At 69.7% G+C, this 16210-nt stretch carries 16 protein-coding genes; 8 read left to right on the top strand and 8 right to left on the bottom strand.

The window, feature by feature from the left end; translation table 11 throughout:
- Positions 1 to 2: 2 nt before the first annotated feature.
- The gene (locus ACFXI3_RS36095) at positions 3 to 1025 is read left to right on the top strand and encodes an LLM class flavin-dependent oxidoreductase (RefSeq protein ID WP_378405725.1); all 1023 of its coding nucleotides are present in this window, start codon (positions 3 to 5) and stop codon (positions 1023 to 1025) included.
- A gap of 69 nt (positions 1026 to 1094) precedes the next feature.
- Positions 1095 to 1775 carry a hypothetical protein gene (locus tag ACFXI3_RS36090; RefSeq protein WP_378405723.1) on the top strand — a complete coding sequence of 227 codons (681 nt, stop codon included), beginning with the start codon at positions 1095 to 1097 and terminating at the stop codon, positions 1773 to 1775.
- On the opposite strand, the gene ACFXI3_RS36085 is transcribed toward ACFXI3_RS36090, so the two are convergent.
- From ACFXI3_RS36085 to ACFXI3_RS36065, 5 genes are read right to left on the bottom strand one after another with little or no spacing between them, the layout of a single operon-like run.
- The gene (locus tag ACFXI3_RS36085; RefSeq protein ID WP_378405721.1) at positions 1726 to 3204 is read right to left on the bottom strand and encodes a serine hydrolase domain-containing protein; all 1479 of its coding nucleotides are present in this window, start codon (positions 3202 to 3204) and stop codon (positions 1726 to 1728) included. The two genes, ACFXI3_RS36090 and ACFXI3_RS36085, sit on opposite strands and share 50 nt — an antisense overlap.
- The gene (locus ACFXI3_RS36080; RefSeq protein WP_378405719.1) at positions 3201 to 4013 is read right to left on the bottom strand and encodes an amino acid ABC transporter permease; all 813 of its coding nucleotides are present in this window, start codon (positions 4011 to 4013) and stop codon (positions 3201 to 3203) included. Before ACFXI3_RS36080 ends, ACFXI3_RS36085 begins: the two co-directional genes overlap by 4 nt.
- Positions 4010 to 4648, bottom strand: coding sequence for an amino acid ABC transporter permease (locus ACFXI3_RS36075; protein ID WP_344264404.1), 639 nt, complete (start codon positions 4646 to 4648; stop codon positions 4010 to 4012). Before ACFXI3_RS36075 ends, ACFXI3_RS36080 begins: the two co-directional genes overlap by 4 nt.
- A 13-nt stretch (positions 4649 to 4661) precedes the next feature.
- Positions 4662 to 5594, bottom strand: a complete 933-nt coding sequence (locus ACFXI3_RS36070; protein WP_378405717.1) for a transporter substrate-binding domain-containing protein — start codon at positions 5592 to 5594, stop codon at positions 4662 to 4664.
- 30 nt (positions 5595 to 5624) lie between these two features.
- Positions 5625 to 6371 carry an amino acid ABC transporter ATP-binding protein gene (locus ACFXI3_RS36065; protein ID WP_378405715.1) on the bottom strand — a complete coding sequence of 249 codons (747 nt, stop codon included), beginning with the start codon at positions 6369 to 6371 and terminating at the stop codon, positions 5625 to 5627.
- Between the two features lie 94 nt (positions 6372 to 6465).
- On the opposite strand from ACFXI3_RS36065, the gene ACFXI3_RS36060 reads away from it, so the two are divergent.
- From ACFXI3_RS36060 to ACFXI3_RS36045, 4 genes are all read left to right on the top strand, one after another.
- Positions 6466 to 7338: a MurR/RpiR family transcriptional regulator gene (locus ACFXI3_RS36060; RefSeq protein ID WP_378405713.1), complete on the top strand. Its 873-nt coding sequence runs from the start codon at positions 6466 to 6468 to the stop codon at positions 7336 to 7338.
- Between the two features lie 187 nt (positions 7339 to 7525).
- On the top strand, positions 7526 to 8047 hold the full coding sequence (locus ACFXI3_RS36055) for a PadR family transcriptional regulator (RefSeq protein ID WP_344264414.1): 522 nt from the start codon (positions 7526 to 7528) through the stop codon (positions 8045 to 8047).
- Entirely contained in the window at positions 8047 to 8736 is a 690-nt protein-coding gene (locus tag ACFXI3_RS36050; RefSeq protein WP_344264417.1) for an ABC transporter ATP-binding protein, read from the top strand. The genes ACFXI3_RS36055 and ACFXI3_RS36050 overlap by 1 nt, the downstream gene beginning before the upstream one ends.
- Positions 8733 to 11030, top strand: coding sequence for an FtsX-like permease family protein (locus tag ACFXI3_RS36045; protein WP_378405711.1), 2298 nt, complete (start codon positions 8733 to 8735; stop codon positions 11028 to 11030). Before ACFXI3_RS36050 ends, ACFXI3_RS36045 begins: the two co-directional genes overlap by 4 nt.
- A gap of 173 nt (positions 11031 to 11203) precedes the next feature.
- On the opposite strand, the gene ACFXI3_RS36040 is transcribed toward ACFXI3_RS36045, so the two are convergent.
- Genes ACFXI3_RS36040 through ACFXI3_RS36030 form a run of 3 tightly spaced genes read right to left on the bottom strand, consistent with a single transcriptional unit; the run spans position 11204 to position 14522 of the window.
- Positions 11204 to 12274 (bottom strand): saccharopine dehydrogenase family protein, encoded by a 1071-nt coding sequence (locus tag ACFXI3_RS36040; protein WP_378405709.1) that lies wholly within the window; start codon positions 12272 to 12274, stop codon positions 11204 to 11206.
- A complete protein-coding gene (locus ACFXI3_RS36035; RefSeq protein ID WP_378405707.1) occupies positions 12271 to 13152 on the bottom strand; it encodes an alpha/beta hydrolase in 882 nt (293 codons plus the stop codon). The genes ACFXI3_RS36040 and ACFXI3_RS36035 overlap by 4 nt, the downstream gene beginning before the upstream one ends.
- A complete protein-coding gene (locus ACFXI3_RS36030) occupies positions 13149 to 14522 on the bottom strand; it encodes a flavin-containing monooxygenase (protein WP_378405705.1) in 1374 nt (457 codons plus the stop codon). Before ACFXI3_RS36030 ends, ACFXI3_RS36035 begins: the two co-directional genes overlap by 4 nt.
- Positions 14523 to 14612: 90 nt before the next feature.
- On the opposite strand from ACFXI3_RS36030, the gene ACFXI3_RS36025 reads away from it, so the two are divergent.
- Both ACFXI3_RS36025 and ACFXI3_RS36020 read left to right on the top strand, forming a co-directional pair.
- On the top strand, positions 14613 to 15254 hold the full coding sequence (locus ACFXI3_RS36025; protein WP_378405703.1) for a TetR/AcrR family transcriptional regulator: 642 nt from the start codon (positions 14613 to 14615) through the stop codon (positions 15252 to 15254).
- Between the two features lie 128 nt (positions 15255 to 15382).
- On the top strand, positions 15383 to 16123 hold the full coding sequence (locus ACFXI3_RS36020; protein ID WP_344264435.1) for an FCD domain-containing protein: 741 nt from the start codon (positions 15383 to 15385) through the stop codon (positions 16121 to 16123).
- Positions 16124 to 16210: the final 87 nt, after the last annotated feature.

Here is a 16210-nt window from a genome sequence, read left to right as displayed (position 1 = left end):
CCATGGAACGCGACCTCGTAGTGAGCGTGCGGGTCGGCGCGGCGGGCCACGGGACGCGCGGCCTGACCGCGGCGGCGGTCAACGCCGAGGAGGCCGGATTCGACCAGGTCTGGGCGGGCAACGACATCTTCGGGCCGCCGGGCATCGCCGGGCTCGCTTCGATGCTGCTGGGGACCAGCCGGATCTCGGTGGGCGCCGGCGTGCTCGACCCGGTGTCGATCCATCCCGCGCAGATCGCGCAGCTGGCGAGCGGTTTCCAGGAAATGTCCGGCGACCGGTTCCTGCTCGGCCTCGGCGCGGGTTCGGACCTGTTCCTGGGCTGGGCCGGGCTTAAACCGGCGAAACCAGTGGTGCGCACGCGGGAAGCGATCGTCGCGATCCGCGAGCTGACTTGCGGCCGCAGTCCCGCGGGCGTGCCCGGGGCAGGGGATTTCTGGTCTGGGCAAGCACGGATCCAGCAGCCGCGCCCAGTGCCGATCTACGTCGGTGCGATGGGACCCAGGATGCTGGAAATGACCGGCCGGCACGCCGACGGCGCGCTGCCGCTCTGCCTGCCGCCGCGCCAGGTTTACCGCGCGATGGAGCAGATCGGAGCCGGCGCCGCGAAGGCGGGACGCCCGATGGCCGAGCTCGATGTCGCCGCGTGCCTGTGGTGCTCGATCGACACCGACGCGGCCGCGGCGCGACGATTGCTCGCCCGGCACATCGCGCACTACAGCGGCTCGCTGAGCACCGACGCACTGGTCGCGAACGGCCTCGATCCGGAGGAATTCGCGCGGACCCAGCAGTTGGTGCTCGACGGTGACGAGGACGCCGCGATCGACACGGTGCTCACGTCCTCGACGATGCTCGGCCTGGGGATCGCGGGTGGGGCCGCCGAGGTGATCGAGCAGTGCGGGACGTTGATCGAGGCGGGGGCGCGGCATTTGTCGTTCGGCCCGCCGATGGGCCCGGACGCGCTGGCCGCGGTGGCATTGCTGGGCAAAGAGGTTTTGCCGGTGCTGCGCTCTGAGTTCGGCTCGTGAACGGCGGCCGGCGATGAACCCGGCAGCGCTCGGAACGGCGGGATCGCAGGTGCGTTCGGAGCTCGCGCCGTGCTCGGCGTAATCGTGATCGGCGGCCGCCGCGCGAGGATCCGCGGCGACGTCGGGTGTCCGGAGACCTACTCGGAACCCGTCGTCTTCGAGACGGCGGCGGGCGCCTCGATGCAGCAGGTCTTCGACGGCCGCGAGCGCGAAATGCTGCCGTCCCTCGCCGAGGCCGGGCAGGCGCTGATCGAGCGCGGCGCGACGATCCTCACCACCACCTGCGGTCTCCTGACCACCCTCCAGCACGACCTGGCCGCACGGTTCGCCGCTCCGGTCGCGGTCTCCCCGCTGCTGCAGGCACCGCCGCTGCTGAAGGCCGTCGCGCCCCGGAAAATCGGGGTGATTACGGCGATCGCGGACCTCCTCACCCCCGTCAGACTGGCCGCGGCGGGGATCGCCCCGGAGCGCGTCGAGGTGCTGGATCTGTCCGGGACGCGGCATTTCCTCCCGGCGCTGCGGAATGGCCTCGCCATCGATCCTCGGCTCGCGGAACGAGAGATCCGCGAGTCCGTGCGGGCGGTCAGTCCAGAGGTTGGCGCGCTCGTAGTCGAATGTGCCAACCTTCCGCCCTACAGCGCCGCTTTGCGGGCTGCTACCGGACTGCCGGTATGGGACGCGCTCGACCAGCTTCGGTGGCTTACCCGAGCGTGGCAGTCACCACCGGACGCTCGGTCGGTCCACTGTTGACATTGGTGCGGCGGTGCCAGCGCAACTGACCGTCGCCGAACTCGACGGTGACGGTGTCGTGGAACGGCGATTCCACGAAATACCACTCCAGCACCAATTCGCGCGGAGCACGCCACTGAGCCGCGGCGAGGACGCGGGTCGATTCGGCCTGGTACGAGTGGTGCAGCTGCCAGGTGCTGACGCCGGTGTCCGACTCGACCCACGTGGACAGTCCACAGCGGACCGAATGGCGGCCGCGCGCGTCGTCCAAGGTCACCACGAGAACATCATCGTCCATTGTGAACGAGATCTCCGAGATTCCGTCCTCATTGGACTCGCACTCGTACCTGTGGCCGTGAAGCTCAACGGAGGTCGGCGAAAGCGCAGGGGCCGCTACATCGGCGAGGTCATCCACCAGCAAAGCGTCGGCCATAGTGGACGGTGCGCCGTCGAACGCGGGCACCAGCAGATCGTGCACCATTCCGGACAGCAGCCGGTGCTTTCCGTGCGTGATGCTGCCGGTCGTGACGACGACCGCGTCGTGCTGGGGGAGCACGAAGACGTCTTGGCCGAACATGCCGGACGCCCGGTAGCCGCCGTCGGCGTCGAGCCACAGCTGGTAGCCGTAGCCTTCCGGCCGTTCGTCCGCCTCGGCGCCGGAAACCGGGACGAATTCGGTGCCGTTCCAGGTTCCGGCGTCGGCGTTCTGGACGTGCCACGCGGTGGCCTCGCGCACCCAGCCCGCGGGCAGGATCCGCTCGCCCTGCCAGAGTCCGTCGTGCAGGTGCAGGACGCCCCACTTCAGGAAGTCGATGCTGCGCAGGCTGAGGCCGTTCCCGCCGGAGCAGATGCCTTCCGGGTCGGTGTCCCAGCTGTGCCCGGCGAAACCGAGCGGTTCGAACAGCCTTGGCCGCAGATAGTCGAAGACCGAGTGGCCGGACGTCCGTTGCACGATGGCGGACAGCATGTGCGAGGTCGCGCTGGAATACGTGAACGCCTTGCCCGGAGGGAGGTCCACGGGAGTGCGCAGGTACTCCCGCACCCAGCTGGTCTTCAGCAGCCGCCAGGTCTTGCCAGAGAGGCCGACGCGGTGACCGGTCCGCATGGTCAGCAGGTCTTCGACGGTGATCGCGCGCAGGTGCTTCGACGCGTCGGACGGTACGAGTTCCGGGAAGAACGAAACCAGGTGATCGTCCAGGCGCAGCAATCCTTCGTCCAGCGCGAGCCCGATCGCCGTGCCGACAAAGGACTTCGTCGCCGAATGTGTCGTATGTGGACGGTCCGCGCGATACGGCCACCAGTAGTGCTCGAACGCCAGCTTGCCCGAGCGGTACACCAGGAGACTGTCGAGCGAGATCCCGTCGGCGGTCAGCCGCTCCAGGAAACCGCGCACGCCTTGGGCGTCGAGGCCCGCTTCGGACGGGGCGGCGGAGGGGAAAGCAGAGGTCACGAAGGCTCCCGGACGAGTGTTTTCTTGCGGTTCGCGAGCCGTTCGGCGACCCGCGAAAGAAGGATGTTGACGACGATGTAGAGCAGCCCGGCCCCGACGTACGCCTGGATGAAATCGCCGCTGAACTCGCCGAGCACCTTGCCGTTGTTCAGCAGTTCGGCGATGCCGACGACGTAGCCGAGGCTGGATTCCTTGATCACCCGCACGGTCTGGCTGATCAGCGCGGGCGCGAGCGCGCGGGCCGCCTGCGGGAGCACGACGAACGCCATGGTCTCCCAATGCCGCAGGCCGATCGCGTGCCCGGCCTCGCTCTGCCCGCGGCCCACCGCGAGGATCCCGGCCCGCACGATCTCGGCGAAGATCGCGCCGGCGTGCGCGACGATCGCCAGCACCAGCTGCCAGAAGATCGGCACCCGGACGCCGAGCAGCGGCAGCCCGAACATGAAGAAGAACAGGATCAGCAGCAGCGGCATCGCGCGGAAGAACTCGATCACGGTGGCGCAGGGCCAGCTCAGCCACCGTTTCCGGCTCAACCGGCCGAGCGCGAGCAGCACCCCGACCGCGACCGACAGGACGGTGGACACCAGGCCGACCAGCAGCGTCATCGCCAAGCCCTGCAACAGGAATCGCAGCATCGCGCCGTCGACCAGGATCGCCCACCGGGCCGGGTCGAGCTGGCCGGAGGCGCCGAGCCGCACGAGGACCAGTGCCAGCAGCCCGAGCAATACGAGTCCGCAAAGGATCGACACGGTGCGCAGCCGGGCTTTGGCCTTCGGGCCGAGCGCGTCGAAGAGGATGTCGTCGTTCACCGGAGCACCCGGACCTTTCGCTCGACGAGCCGCACGACCCCGCTGACGGCCAGGTTGATGACGAGATAACCGCAGGCCGCGACGGCGAAAGCCAGGATCGGCTCGGCGGTCTCGAGGTTGAACGAGCGGGTTTCCAGCGTCAGTTCGTCCACGCCGACGGCGGCGCCGAGCGCCGACCCGAGCGCGACGTTGATCAGGATCGTGCCCAGCGGCTGCACCATCGCCCGAAACGCTTGTGGCAGAAGGACATCCAGTACGACGCGGCGGAACGGCAGCCCGATCGCCCTGGCCGCCTCGACCTGCCCGCGATCCACCGCGCGGATGCCCGAGCGAATGGTTTCGCAGACGTACGCGGCGAAGTAGACGCCGAGCGCGAGCACCAGACACCAGAACAACGGAATCAGTACGCCCGCGTCGGGCAGCCCGAAGATGAGCAGCACGGCGATCAGCAGCAACGGCGAGTTGCGGACGAGATCGACGTAAAGCCGGCCGGCGATGCGCAGCGGCCGGACCGGGCTGATCCGGCAGATCGCGACGACGCAGCCGAGGACGAGCGCGAGCGGAAAGGCGCACGCGGTGAGCAGCAGAGTGGTGGTGAAACCGCCGAGGATTTCCCCAGCATGGCCGGAAAGCACGGGCGATCTCCCTTCAAGAGCCGGGGACTGAGCCGGGCCGGGGCGGCTCGGGGGCGGGACCGGACACGAGCGGGCCGACGGTCTGTTCCCACAGCCGCCGCCAGCTTCCGTCGGCGGTGATGCGCTGCAGGAAACCGACGACGATCTGCTTGAACACCGGATCGTCCTTCGGCAGGCCGATGCCGAACGGGCTGCTGCCGTACGTCGCGGGCGTCATCCGCAGCCGCGCGTCGACCGCTGCCTTGCCGAGCAGGATCGCGGTGTTCGCCGACCACGCCTGGACCCGGCCCTGCCGCACCGCGGCGGCGCACTGGCTCGATTCCTCGAACACCACCGCGCGCGCCTGCGGACACGCCTTCTGCAGCGCTTCTTGCGCCGCGCCAGGCTGGACCGCGACGTCTTTGCCCGCCAGATCGCGCACGGCGGTGACCTGCGGACCGTCCGCGCCGACGACGATGCCGGAGCGCGCGACGTAGTACGGCCCGGCGAAGGAGACGAGCCGCGCCCGGCTTTTGCTGATCGTGTAAGTACAGACGGCGACATCGACGGATTGGTTCTGCAGGATCGCTTCGCGGGTGTCGGCGCCGCCGGTGATGGTGTCCACCTCGGGCGTGCCGAGCAGGTATTTGGCTAGCAGTTGGGCGATCCCGATGTCGAAACCGGTGATCTTGCCGGTGGCCGGGTTCATCATGCCGAACCCGGGCGTGGTCACCGAACCGGACTGCCGCAGCACGCCTTGGGCGCGGATCCGGCGCAGCGTCGGCGTTTCCGGCAGGTCGACGCCGACCGGGCCGCGTGCGACGGCGTCGGCTTGGTCGAGCGTGGCGTACGCGGGATTGCCGGCGGTACGGGTGGTTCCGCCACTGCAGGACGCGAGCAACGGGACCGCGCCGGCGGCGAGCAGACCGGCGCGCAACGCGGTCCGGCGGGGGAGGGGAGCGGGCATCAGGGTCCTCCAGGCAGGCGTTCGAACACCTCAGTGGCTGAGCACGCGGGCGAGGAAATCGCGCGCGCGTTCGGTTTGCGGCGAGCCGAAGAAGACGTCCGGCGCGGCGGATTCGGCGATCCGGCCGTCGGCCATGAACACGACGCGGTCGGCGGCCTTGCGGGCGAAGCCCATCTCGTGGGTCACCACGATCATGGTCATGCCGTCGGCGGCGAGCGCGGTCATCACGTCGAGCACCTCGTGGATCATCTCCGGGTCGAGCGCGCTCGTCGGTTCGTCGAACAGCAGCACGCGCGGCTCCATCGCCAGCGCGCGGGCGATCGCGACCCGCTGCTGCTGCCCGCCGGACAGCTGCGCCGGGTACTTGTCGCCGTGCGCGCCGACGCCTACTCGCTCCAGCAGTTCGTCGGCGCGTTCGTGCGCCTCGGCGCGGCTCAGCCCACGGACGCGGACCGGGCCGAGCATCACGTTCTCTCGCACGGTTTTGTGCGCGAAGAGATTGAAGGACTGGAACACCATGCCGACGTCCGCGCGCAGCCGGGCGAGATCCGCGCCCTCGGCGGGCAGCGGGCGGCCCTCGATCTCGATCGAGCCCTCGTCCGCGGTCTCGAGCCGGTTGACGCAGCGGCACAGCGTCGATTTCCCGGACCCGGACGGGCCGATGACCACGACGACCTCGCCGCGCCGGACGTCGAGGTCGATCCCGGTCAGCACCCGGGCCGATCCGAACGACTTGCCGACGCCGCGCAGCCGTACCAGGGGCTGATCTGTCCTCATGAGTGCTCCTCGTCGAGCCGGCAGGTAGGGTTCACTACACAACGGAGAACCTTCCGGCATCTTGTAGTAGCCACTACGTCCAGTCAAGGGTGTCATGTCCACTACTTATCTCGGCGGCGACCACTTCGACGACCACGTCCGCGCCCGGCTCGACGACCTCAAGCCCGCGGAACGCCAGGTCGCCCGGTTCATGCTGGCCAACCCGAACGAGGTCCTGTTCTCCTCGGCCGGCGACCTCGGCGCGGCGGCCGGGACCAGCGACGCGACCGTCGTCCGCACCGCGAAAGCGCTCGGCTATTCCGGCCTGCCGGAGCTGAAGCGCCACCTCGGCCAGACGTTCACCGCGCGCACCGAGCCGACCGTCCGGCTGAGCGCGGCGATCGAGAACCTCGGGTCCACCGGGTCGCGCCAGATCGACCGGGTGATGGCCGACAGCGCGGAGCGGTTGCAGGAAATGCAGCGGCAGCTCGCGCCGGAGGCAGTCGAGGAAGCGGCGCAACTGCTGCTCGACGCGCGGATGGTGTTCACCTGGGGGCTCGGGCTGTCGTCGGTGTGCGCCGAGTACGCCGCGTTCCGGCTCGCCCGCCGCGGGCTGGTGACGCGGCACTGCGACGACACGGGGTTCCGGCTCGCGGACGCGTTGCTCCCGTTGAATGCCGACGACGCGGTGCTGGTGTACGTCCCGGCTCGGCAGAATCGCGATGTCGAGCTGATCCTGCGCTACGCGGAGGAAGTCGGCGCGGCGGTAGTGCTCGTGACGAGCGACCTGTCGGCGGATCTCGAAGCCCGGGTCCGCGTGGTGCTGCCGGCTCCGGATTCCCCGACGAAGTTCACCGGCGAAACCCTGACCGCCTCGATCGTCACCGACATCCTCGCGCACACCATCGCGAGCCGGGAGCCGGACCGCGCGAAGACGACCGCGGACCTGCTGACGCGCCTCCGGGCGGACCTCGGCGAGCGGAAGTAGCCGCTCACGAGCGGCGATCCCGTCCAGTCGGGGTCGCCACTCGCCGGGCCCGCCTGGCCAGCCCGGCCCTCGCAACCCCCTGAACTGCTAAAACACACTACTCTACGGTGGTATACACGGCGCGTATACCCATGTTGTATAGTGATCTTCACCCCCGGGATTCCGGGGTCAAGGGAGGAACAGGGGAATGTCGGTTTCACATACCTTGCTCGGGTTGCTCGAGTCGGGGCCGAGACACGGGTACGACCTGAAACGGGCGTACGACGAGCAGTTCGGGCACGACCGTCCGCTCGCGTACGGCCAGGTCTACTCGACGCTGTCGCGCCTGCTGCGCAACGGCATGGTCGAGGTCGCGGGGGTCGAGAGCGGAGAAGGACCCGAGCGCAAGCGCTACACGATCACCGACGCCGGGGTCACCGACGTCGAGACCTGGCTGGGCACTCCGGAAAACCCGGAGCCGTACCTGCAGAACACGCTGTACACGAAGGTGGTCCTCGCGCTGCTGTCCGGCCGCGACGCCACCGACGTGCTCGACGTCCAGCGCAGCGAGCACCTCAAGGTGATGCGCTCGCTCACGAAGCGGAAGTACGAGGGCGACCTCGCCGATCAGCTGATCTGCGACCACGCGCTCTTCCATCTTGAGGCGGACCTGCGGTGGCTCGAGCTCACCGCGGCCCGGCTCGGCGAACTCGAGAAGGCGGTGCGCTGATGACCAGGCCGGGAACTCCGTTGCTCGTGGGCAACGGGCTGCACAAATCGTTCGGCCAGACGCGGGCGCTCGACGGGGCGGCGCTGGCCGTCTCGGCGGGGGAAGTGCTCGCGATCATGGGCTCGTCCGGTTCGGGGAAATCGACGCTGCTGCACTGTCTCGCCGGGATCGTCCGGCCGGACTCGGGCGTCATCCAGTACGGCGGCCAGGACCTCGTCGCGATGGACGACAAGGGCCGGAGTGCGTTGCGGCGCACCGAATTCGGCTTCGTGTTCCAGTTCGGCCAGCTCGTTCCGGAGCTGACCTGCCTGGAGAACGTCGCGCTTCCGCTGCGGCTGACCGGGGCGAAGCGCGGGCCGGCCGAGGCCAAGGCGACGGAATGGCTCGCCCGGCTCGAGGTCGACAACCTGGCGAAGCGCCGCCCGGGCGACGTCTCCGGCGGGCAGGCGCAGCGGGTCGCGGTGGCGCGGGCGCTGGTGACCGGGCCGAAGGTCGTCTTCGCCGACGAGCCGACCGGCGCGCTCGACTCGCTCAACGGCGAGAAGGTCATGCAGATGCTCACCCAGGCGGCGCGGGAAACGCACGCCGCGGTGGTGCTGGTGACGCACGAACCGCGGGTCGCGGCGTACTCCGACCGCGAGATCGTGGTGCGGGACGGGCGCACGGTCGACCGGGAGCTGGTCGCATGACGCGGGATCTGCTGCTGGGACTCCGGCTGGCCGTCGGGGGCGGCCGGATGTCCGGCTCGGCGCTCCTGCGGCTCGCGATGACCGCGTTCGGGATCGCGCTCGCGGTCGCCGTGCTCCTGCCCGCCGCTTCGGTGAGCCACCTGGTGAACGCGCGGGCGGACCGCGCGGCGGCGATCAAGCAGGACACGGCGCCGCGCGAGGGGATCGCGCCGCTGGCGACGTACCGCTGGTACCCGTCGGTCGGCGCGGACTTCCTCCAGCTGACCGCGGTGGCGCCGACCGGGCCGAATTCGCCGGTGCCGCCGGGGCTCGACCGGCTGCCCGCGCCGGGCGAGGTGATCGTGTCGCCGGCGCTGGCGGAGAAGCTGAACTCGGCCGACGGCGCGTCGGTCAAGGCACGGCTGCCGGGGAACGTGGTCGGCCAGATCGCCGAACCGGGCGTCAGCGACGCCGCCGACCTGACGGCGTACTACGGGTCGACCCCCGCGGAAATCAAGGCCGAGGGCGAAAACGCCAGCAGCGTTTACGCCTACGGCAAGCCCGCCGAAGGGTTCACCCTGCCGTTGGTGATGTGGATGGTCATCGCGCCGATCGCCGCGGTGCTGCTGCTGCCGTTGCTGATCTTCGTGACCACCGCGTCGCGAATGGGCGCGGCGCAACGAGAACGGCGGCTCGCCGCGCTCCGGCTGATCGGGGTGGACGCCCGGTCGATCAAGCGGGTCGCGGCGGCGGAATCGCTGGTCGGCGCGGTGATCGGGCTCGTGGCGGGCGGTGCGCTGTTCTACGCGCTGCGGCCGTTCATCGGGGACTGGCTGCCGTTCGGCCTGCGCGTGTTCGCGGACGATTTCACGCCGTCGTGGATTTCGTTGCTCGTGATCGTGCTGCTCGTGCCCGGGCTCGCGGTCGGCTCGGCGCTGTTCGGGCTGCGCCGGACGATCGTCGAACCGCTCGGCGTGGTCCGCCAAGGCAAACCGGTGCGGCGGCGGATGTGGTGGCGCTGGACGATCACCGGAATCGGCGTGGTGTTCCTGCTCGGGACGCTCGTCGTGGCGCCGGGGTCGGGGGACCAGGGCGCGGCGATGGCGCTCGCGGTGGGCAGCGTCTTCCTGCTCATCGGCGTCGCGGCGCTGCTGCCGTGGCTGGTCGAACGGATCGTGGAGCGGCTGCAGGGCGGGCCGCCGTCGTGGCAGCTCGCGGTGCGCCGGCTGCAGCTCGACAGCGGCACCGCCAGCCGGGTGGTGTCCGGGCTGGTCGTGGTGCTGGCGGGGACGATCCTGGTCCAGGGCGTGCTCACGTCGATGACCAACCGCACCTCGAGGGCGTACCACACGCCGGACGGCGTCGCGGCCGCGCCGGTGCGAGTGGACACGACGACCGCGCACGAGGCCGAGGTCCGGCAGCGGCTGTCCGGGGTGGCCGGGGTGACCGGTGTGCACAGCGCCAAATCCGTGCAGTTCAAGGCTGGTGAACAGCACGTCTTCGGCACTCTCGGGGACTGCGTGGCGCTGAAGACGCAGGCGAACATCGGCGACTGTGCGGACGGTGACGTCTTCTATGTCACGGGCACGTCGGCCCAGCCCGCCCCGAAGGGCGAGTTGCGGATGACCAACTACCGCAAGGACGTCGAGGTCGACGGTCCGAAGTGGACGGTTCCGGAGAACATCCGGGTGGTGTCCTCGGCCAACGATGCGAAGGGCGTGTCCGGCGACCTGATGATCACGCCCGGCGCGCTCGGCGGCATCCAGGCGCCGGGGGAACGCCTGCAACTGCTGGTCGCGGGCGCCGGCGGAGCCGATGCGCTGATCGACCGGGTCGCGACGGAATTGCGCCCGCTGGCGTGGAAGGCAGAAGTCGGCAAGACGGACTACATGGCCGACTTCTCCGGCCGCGACGAGCGGATGATGGCGAGCTTCCGCGCGGTGCTGCTGACCGCGTCGCTCTTCGTGCTGGCGGTGGCCGCGATGAGCCTGCTGATGCTGTCGATCGAGCAGATCAGCGAGCGGCGTCGTCCGCTGGCGGCGCTGTCCGCGTCCGGCGTGCCGATCGGCGTGCTGGCCCGCGGATCGCTGTGGCAGACGGCGGTTCCGGTAGTGGTCGGGGTGGTGCTTGCCGTCGGGGCCGGGCTCGGCTTGACCGCGCCGATCCTGCGGCTGGCGAAGATGCCGATGATGGTGGACGGCGGAGTCCTGGCCGGGCTGGCCGGCGCCGCGGTGGCCGCGGTGCTGCTGGTGACGGCGCTGACGTTGCCGCTGCTGCGCCAGGTGACGCGGCTGGACACGTTGCGCTCGGAGTAGACCCGGGGGTGCGGGGCAAGTCCGTGAGGGGCTTCTTGAGGAGGTGGGATTCCTTCAAGAAGCCCTTCACGGCTTTCGCGAGTGGCTGATGGTGTCTGTGAGGGGAACCTTCACGGACTCTGAGTCCCTCACGGCTTTTGCCGCAGCGACGACACCTCGCCGACCGTGGCGGCTCAAGTTTCCTGCTGCACCAAGCCGAGTTCCGCGCACCCGTCCCGGAGCGGTTCCAGGCCGAACGCGTCCACCGGACCCACCACTCCGGGCTTCACCGGTCCCTCGACGCTCAGCCGAATCGCCGCCCACGCCAGCAAATCGCCGGTGAGCGTGTAGGCGTTCGGCCCCTCGAACCGCACCTCGACGCGGGAATCGGCGACCGCGACGACCTGTGCGCCGGTTTTCGCGCGCTCGGCGGCGTCCGGTCCACCGGACGGCCCCTTGATCAGCCCGCTCGCCGCCCGCATCACTGGGCCGGCGACCGCGGTCAGGGCGGACACCGCGGGCATCACCCGGCTCAAGGCCGGGAACCATCCATTGTAGACAGTCACCTCGTCGAGCGACGGGTAGTTCCCCGGCAGGAAAAGAACTTCGGTGCCGGAAACGAGAAACGCCGCCTTGGACCGTCCGCGGACCGGAAACGCGCGCACCCGGCTGCCGGTTCGTTCCTCGATCAGGCGTCGGCCCCGCCAGCGCAGCGACGGCAAGGTCAAGCCGTCACGCATAGTCTCGCGAGTGCCTTGGCTCAATCCGCGATAGAGCGGTCCGGTTGCGAAGTATCCGATCTCCAGCGTGCGCACGGCATCTCCGGCTTCCCGCGCGGCGAGCGCGCCGGCCAGGATCCCCGGAACGTAGTCGTAGCCGAAGGCCGGGACCATCGCCGCGCCGGTTTCCACGGCTCGCTCGTGGTGTCGTTCCCGGAGGGTGCGAACGAAACCGACCTCGCCGGTGGAGTCGAGATAGTGCGCGCCGGAGTCGGCGGCGGCTTGCGCGGCCGCGTGGCCGATCCGGTCGAACGGGCCGACGGTGGCGACCAGAACGTCCCCGGGCCCGGCCAGCGAGCGAAGGCTCGCGGGGTCCCCGACGTCCGCGACCGCGATCTCCAGATCGCCGTGTTCTGAAGCAAGAGCCTCCAGCGCGGTCCGGTTGCGTCCGGCGAGAACTGGCCGTATTCCGCGCCGCACCAGTGATTCCAGGACCAGGCCGCCGGTGTAGCCGGTCGCGCCGAAGACCACGATCCGCCCGGTCATGCCGTCACCGGAACGTGCCGGCGGAGGAAGTCGACCTGGTCGGCGACTACCCGTTCGAAAGGATCTCCTTGGTAGATCGCGAAATGCCCGTCCGGATAGGTGTGCACCTCGCCGCGCGGCGCACGGGCGGCATACCGCAGCGTGGGTCCGGCCGGAGCGACGGAATCCTTCTCGCATACCGCGAACAACGTGGGCACTTCGATCCTCCCGACACCTCGACCCGGGCGATACCGCAGAATGTCGAACACCGCCCGGGCCGCGACCTCGTTGCGGAAATCGCTGCCCGGCGGCACGAGCGCAAGATACCCCGGCTCGGCGTCCGGCGCAGTCATCAGCGCGGTGCCTCGCTGCGGACCGGCAGTGGCGATCAGGTGCGGCGGCCGTCCGAGCCACTGGCCGACGACATCCCGGGCGGCGGCGACGGTGGCCTTCGCCGAGCTGGCCGGGTGCATGGCCAGCGCGGAGGAGATGCCGTCGGTGAACGGGCATTGCGCGATCGCGGCCACGAGCCCGGCCGGGCGGCGCGCGGCGGTGGCGAGCACGTGCCCGCCGCCGAACGACGTGCCCCACGCGATGACGCGGTCGCCGTCGACCTGGGGGAGCGTACGCGCGTAAGCGAGCGCGGCGGTCCAGTCGGCGAGTTGTTTCCGCGGGGACAGCAGGTGGCGCGGGGTGCCTTCGCTGCCGCCGAAATGCCGGTAATCGAAGACAAGACACGCGTATCCGGCGGCGGTGAAGCGTTCGGCGTAGGCGGCGAGCCCCATTTCGCGGACCGCGCCGAGACCGTGCGCCATCACGATCACCGGCGGATTTTCGTTCGCTGGCAGGTAAAGCGTGGCCGCGCAGTGGTCGCCGCCGACCGGGAAGGACACGTTCATGCCGGGATCTCCTCTCGGGCGGCGGCACTGGCCACCGGACGGTCGGCGGGAGTGCGACCAGCCGGGCGACGGGCGCCGCGACGCCGTTCGAGCCGAAGGTCGCGCATGTAGTCGTCGTAGTCAACCTGGATGGTGTGCCGCTTGGACGCGACGTAACGCCGTGAGATCCGCCGCCGGTGCGTGTCGATTTCGCGCTCCATCGCGGCCGCGCCGGGCAGGTGGTAGCGGCCTTGCAGATGGTCGGCGATCAGCAGCGCCTGCCGTTCCGCGATCGGCATGATCGCGCCGAGCGGCTGCACCAGTCCCACGAAATACAACCCGGGCACGGCCGGATGGAAAACCCGCCGGTAGAGCCGGATCTCGTTGTCGCCGGAAGGATCGAGGAAATCCTGGTCGAAGAACGGGAAACTGATCTTGTACCCGGTGCAGAACACCACGAGGTCGGCCGCGACCCGGCGGCCGTCGGCGAACACGACGTCGTCCCCGTCGAAGCGTTCGATGTTCGGCACCGGCGTGATCGCGCCGTGCGCGAGCCGATCGAGGATGCGGCTGGACATCGTCGGATGCGCCTGTGCGAACTTGTGGTCCGGCGCGGGCAGCCCGTACCGCGTCATCGGACCGGTCGCGGCGGCCATCAACCGGCGCGCGACCGGCCAGCGCAACGCGGAGGGCAGCCATTCCTTCCCGGCGATCTGGTCGTACGGCTTGCCCCACACGTATTTCGGGATCACGTGCACCCCGCTCCGCGCGGAAAGATACGTCTCGGCGGCGTGGTACGAGGCATCGACAGCGATGTCCATCGCGGAATTGCCCATGCCGACCACCACGACGCGCCGTCCGGCCAACTGGGATTCCTCGGTGTAGGAATGCGAATGCAGCACCTCGCCGCGGAATTCTTCGACGCCGGGGAACATCGGCTCCGGCAGCCGCGGATCCCAATGGTGGCCGTTCGCGACGAGCACCGCGTCGTACCGTTCGATGTCCCCTGTGGACAGTGTCATCGCGAAGCTGCCGTCCGGCTTCGGCTCGACGTGCGTCACGCCGGTGCCGAACCGGATGCGGTCGCCGAAGCCGAAATGCTCCGTATACGCCGCGAAGTAGTCGGCGATCTGGTCGTGCCGGGCGAAATCGGGCAGATTCGCGGGCATCGGGAAATCGCTGAATTCCATCCGCTGCCGGGAGGTGTTGATGTGCAGGGACCGGTAGGCGGCGGAGACCCCGTTGCGGTTGCCCCACACCCAGTTCCCGCCGACCCGGTCGGACAGTTCGCAGCAGTCCACGTCGATGCCGCGTTCGGCGAGCACCTTGACGGCGGCGATCCCGGACGAGCCCGCGCCGACGACGCAGACCCGGAAGCTGTTCGCGGACATGCGCTCTCCTCCTTATGACCGGTGGTCATATGACCGGCGGTCATAGAGTACGATCGAAGGGCGGGGAGAGTCAAGAAGAGGAGGTCGGCGGTGCCGACGGGAACGTGGGAGCGGCTGCCGGAGAAACGGCGGGCGGCCGTGCTGGCGGCGGCGGAGGCGGAGTTCGCGGCGCGCGGCTTCAGCGGCGGCAGCCTCAACACGATCTGCCGCGAGGCCGGCGTGTCGAAGGGCAGCCTTTTCCAGTACTTCACCGACAAGGCCGACATGTACGTCCACCTCGCCGAGCTGGCGAGCGTGCGGATCCGCGCGGCCATGGAGGCCGAGATCGCGAAGCTCCCGTGGGACAAGGACTTCGCCGGTTCGCTCGACCAACTGCTCGACGCGTGGGTGCGGTATTTCTACGACCATCCGCTCGAGCGCGCGATGACCGCGGCGGCCAACCTCGAGCCCGATCCGATCGCCCGCACGCCGGTGCGCGAGGCGGTCAACAGCCACTACCTGGCGGTGCTGCGGCCGCTGGTCGAACGCGCGGTGGCGGCGGGGCAGCTGCGCGCGGACACCGACGTCGAGATCGTGTTGTCGTTGCTGCTGCTGGTGTTGCCGCACCTCGCGCTGGCCCCGCACGTCGAGGGGCTGGACCCGCTGCTCGGCCTGGTCGAGGGCGATGCCGCGCACGCGGCGGCGACCGCGCGCCGGATGACCGGGGCGATGCTGGCGCCGTATCTCCGCTGAGCGATACCGGGCGCGCGGAGGCGGGAAATGCGGTTCGCCGCGTCCCCGCCGGAAATCCGCCGTGGTATAGACTGGCGCGGCCCACGTGATTACCGATTCGCCGCACGCGCACCGACAGGGGTCGACCGATGACCAGCAAGAAGAACGCCACGCCGGCCGGGGAAAAAGGCGGCAATCGGCGGCTGGCGGAAAAGGTGTCGGAGCGGATCGAAAAAGACATCATCGACGACGGGTGGCGCGTCGGATCGGTGCTCGGCTCGGAAACGGAGCTGATCGAGCGGTACGGGGTCAGCCGGGCGGTGTTCCGCGAGGCGGTGCGGCTGGTCGAGCACCAGCAGATGGCGGCGATGCGCCGCGGTCCCGGCGGCGGACTCGTGGTGACAGAACCGGATCCGGGCGTCGTGCGCAACGCGGCGCGGGTGTACCTGCGGCACGCGGAGGTGAGCCGCAGGCAGCTGATGGAGGCGCGGACCGCGCTCGAGGTGGCGGGCATCGCGCTGGCCGCGGAAAATCTGACGGAATCGGGAATCGTCCGGCTGAAAGAAGCGCTCGAATCCGAACGCGAACTCATCGAACAGGGATTCACCCGCGGGCACGCGCGCAATCTGCACCGCGTTATCGCCGAACTCGCCGGAAACCCGGCGATCACATTGTTCGTGGAAGTGCTCGCGCAACTCGATCAGGACATCGTGCAGCGGGAATGGGACGCCGAATCCTCCGGCGGCGAACACCGCGACGCGGCCCGCGAATCGCACGAGGCGCACGAAGCGATCGTCGCGGCCCTCGTCGCCGGGGACGCTCCGCTGGGCCAGCACCGGATGCGTCGGCACCTGCAGGCCATCGCCGCGTTGCTGCGGCCGGAAGCTTGACCTTCAGAGTACACTCTTTCAGCTCCTCTTGGCAGTGCATCAGGATTCTGGCTTCAGGTCTGGTAAAAGAGTATACTGTATTGATGC

This window comes from Amycolatopsis sp. NPDC059235 (genome assembly GCF_042754125.1).
GTDB classification, from domain to species: Bacteria; Actinomycetota; Actinomycetes; order Mycobacteriales; family Pseudonocardiaceae; genus Amycolatopsis; species Amycolatopsis albidoflava.
The sequence above is the reverse complement of the archived record's forward strand: the minus strand, read 5'-3'. Positions and strand labels throughout refer to the sequence as shown.

Bases quoted from the DNA above. Each gene is read 5' to 3' on its own strand.
- ACFXI3_RS36095 (WP_378405725.1), top strand. From the start codon at position 3: ATGGAACGCGACCTCGTAGTGAGCGTGCGGGTCGGCGCGGCGGGCCAC.
- ACFXI3_RS36070 (WP_378405717.1), bottom strand. From the start codon at position 5,594: ATGCCCGCTCCCCTCCCCCGCCGGACCGCGTTGCGCGCCGGTCTGCTC.
- ACFXI3_RS36065 (WP_378405715.1), bottom strand. From the start codon at position 6,371: ATGAGGACAGATCAGCCCCTGGTACGGCTGCGCGGCGTCGGCAAGTCG.
- ACFXI3_RS36060 (WP_378405713.1), top strand. From the start codon at position 6,466: ATGTCCACTACTTATCTCGGCGGCGACCACTTCGACGACCACGTCCGC.
- ACFXI3_RS36055 (WP_344264414.1), top strand. From the start codon at position 7,526: ATGTCGGTTTCACATACCTTGCTCGGGTTGCTCGAGTCGGGGCCGAGA.
- ACFXI3_RS36050 (WP_344264417.1), top strand. From the start codon at position 8,047: ATGACCAGGCCGGGAACTCCGTTGCTCGTGGGCAACGGGCTGCACAAA.
- ACFXI3_RS36045 (WP_378405711.1), top strand. From the start codon at position 8,733: ATGACGCGGGATCTGCTGCTGGGACTCCGGCTGGCCGTCGGGGGCGGC.
- ACFXI3_RS36040 (WP_378405709.1), bottom strand. From the start codon at position 12,274: ATGACCGGGCGGATCGTGGTCTTCGGCGCGACCGGCTACACCGGCGGC.
- ACFXI3_RS36035 (WP_378405707.1), bottom strand. From the start codon at position 13,152: ATGAACGTGTCCTTCCCGGTCGGCGGCGACCACTGCGCGGCCACGCTT.
- ACFXI3_RS36030 (WP_378405705.1), bottom strand. From the start codon at position 14,522: ATGTCCGCGAACAGCTTCCGGGTCTGCGTCGTCGGCGCGGGCTCGTCC.
- ACFXI3_RS36020 (WP_344264435.1), top strand. From the start codon at position 15,383: ATGACCAGCAAGAAGAACGCCACGCCGGCCGGGGAAAAAGGCGGCAAT.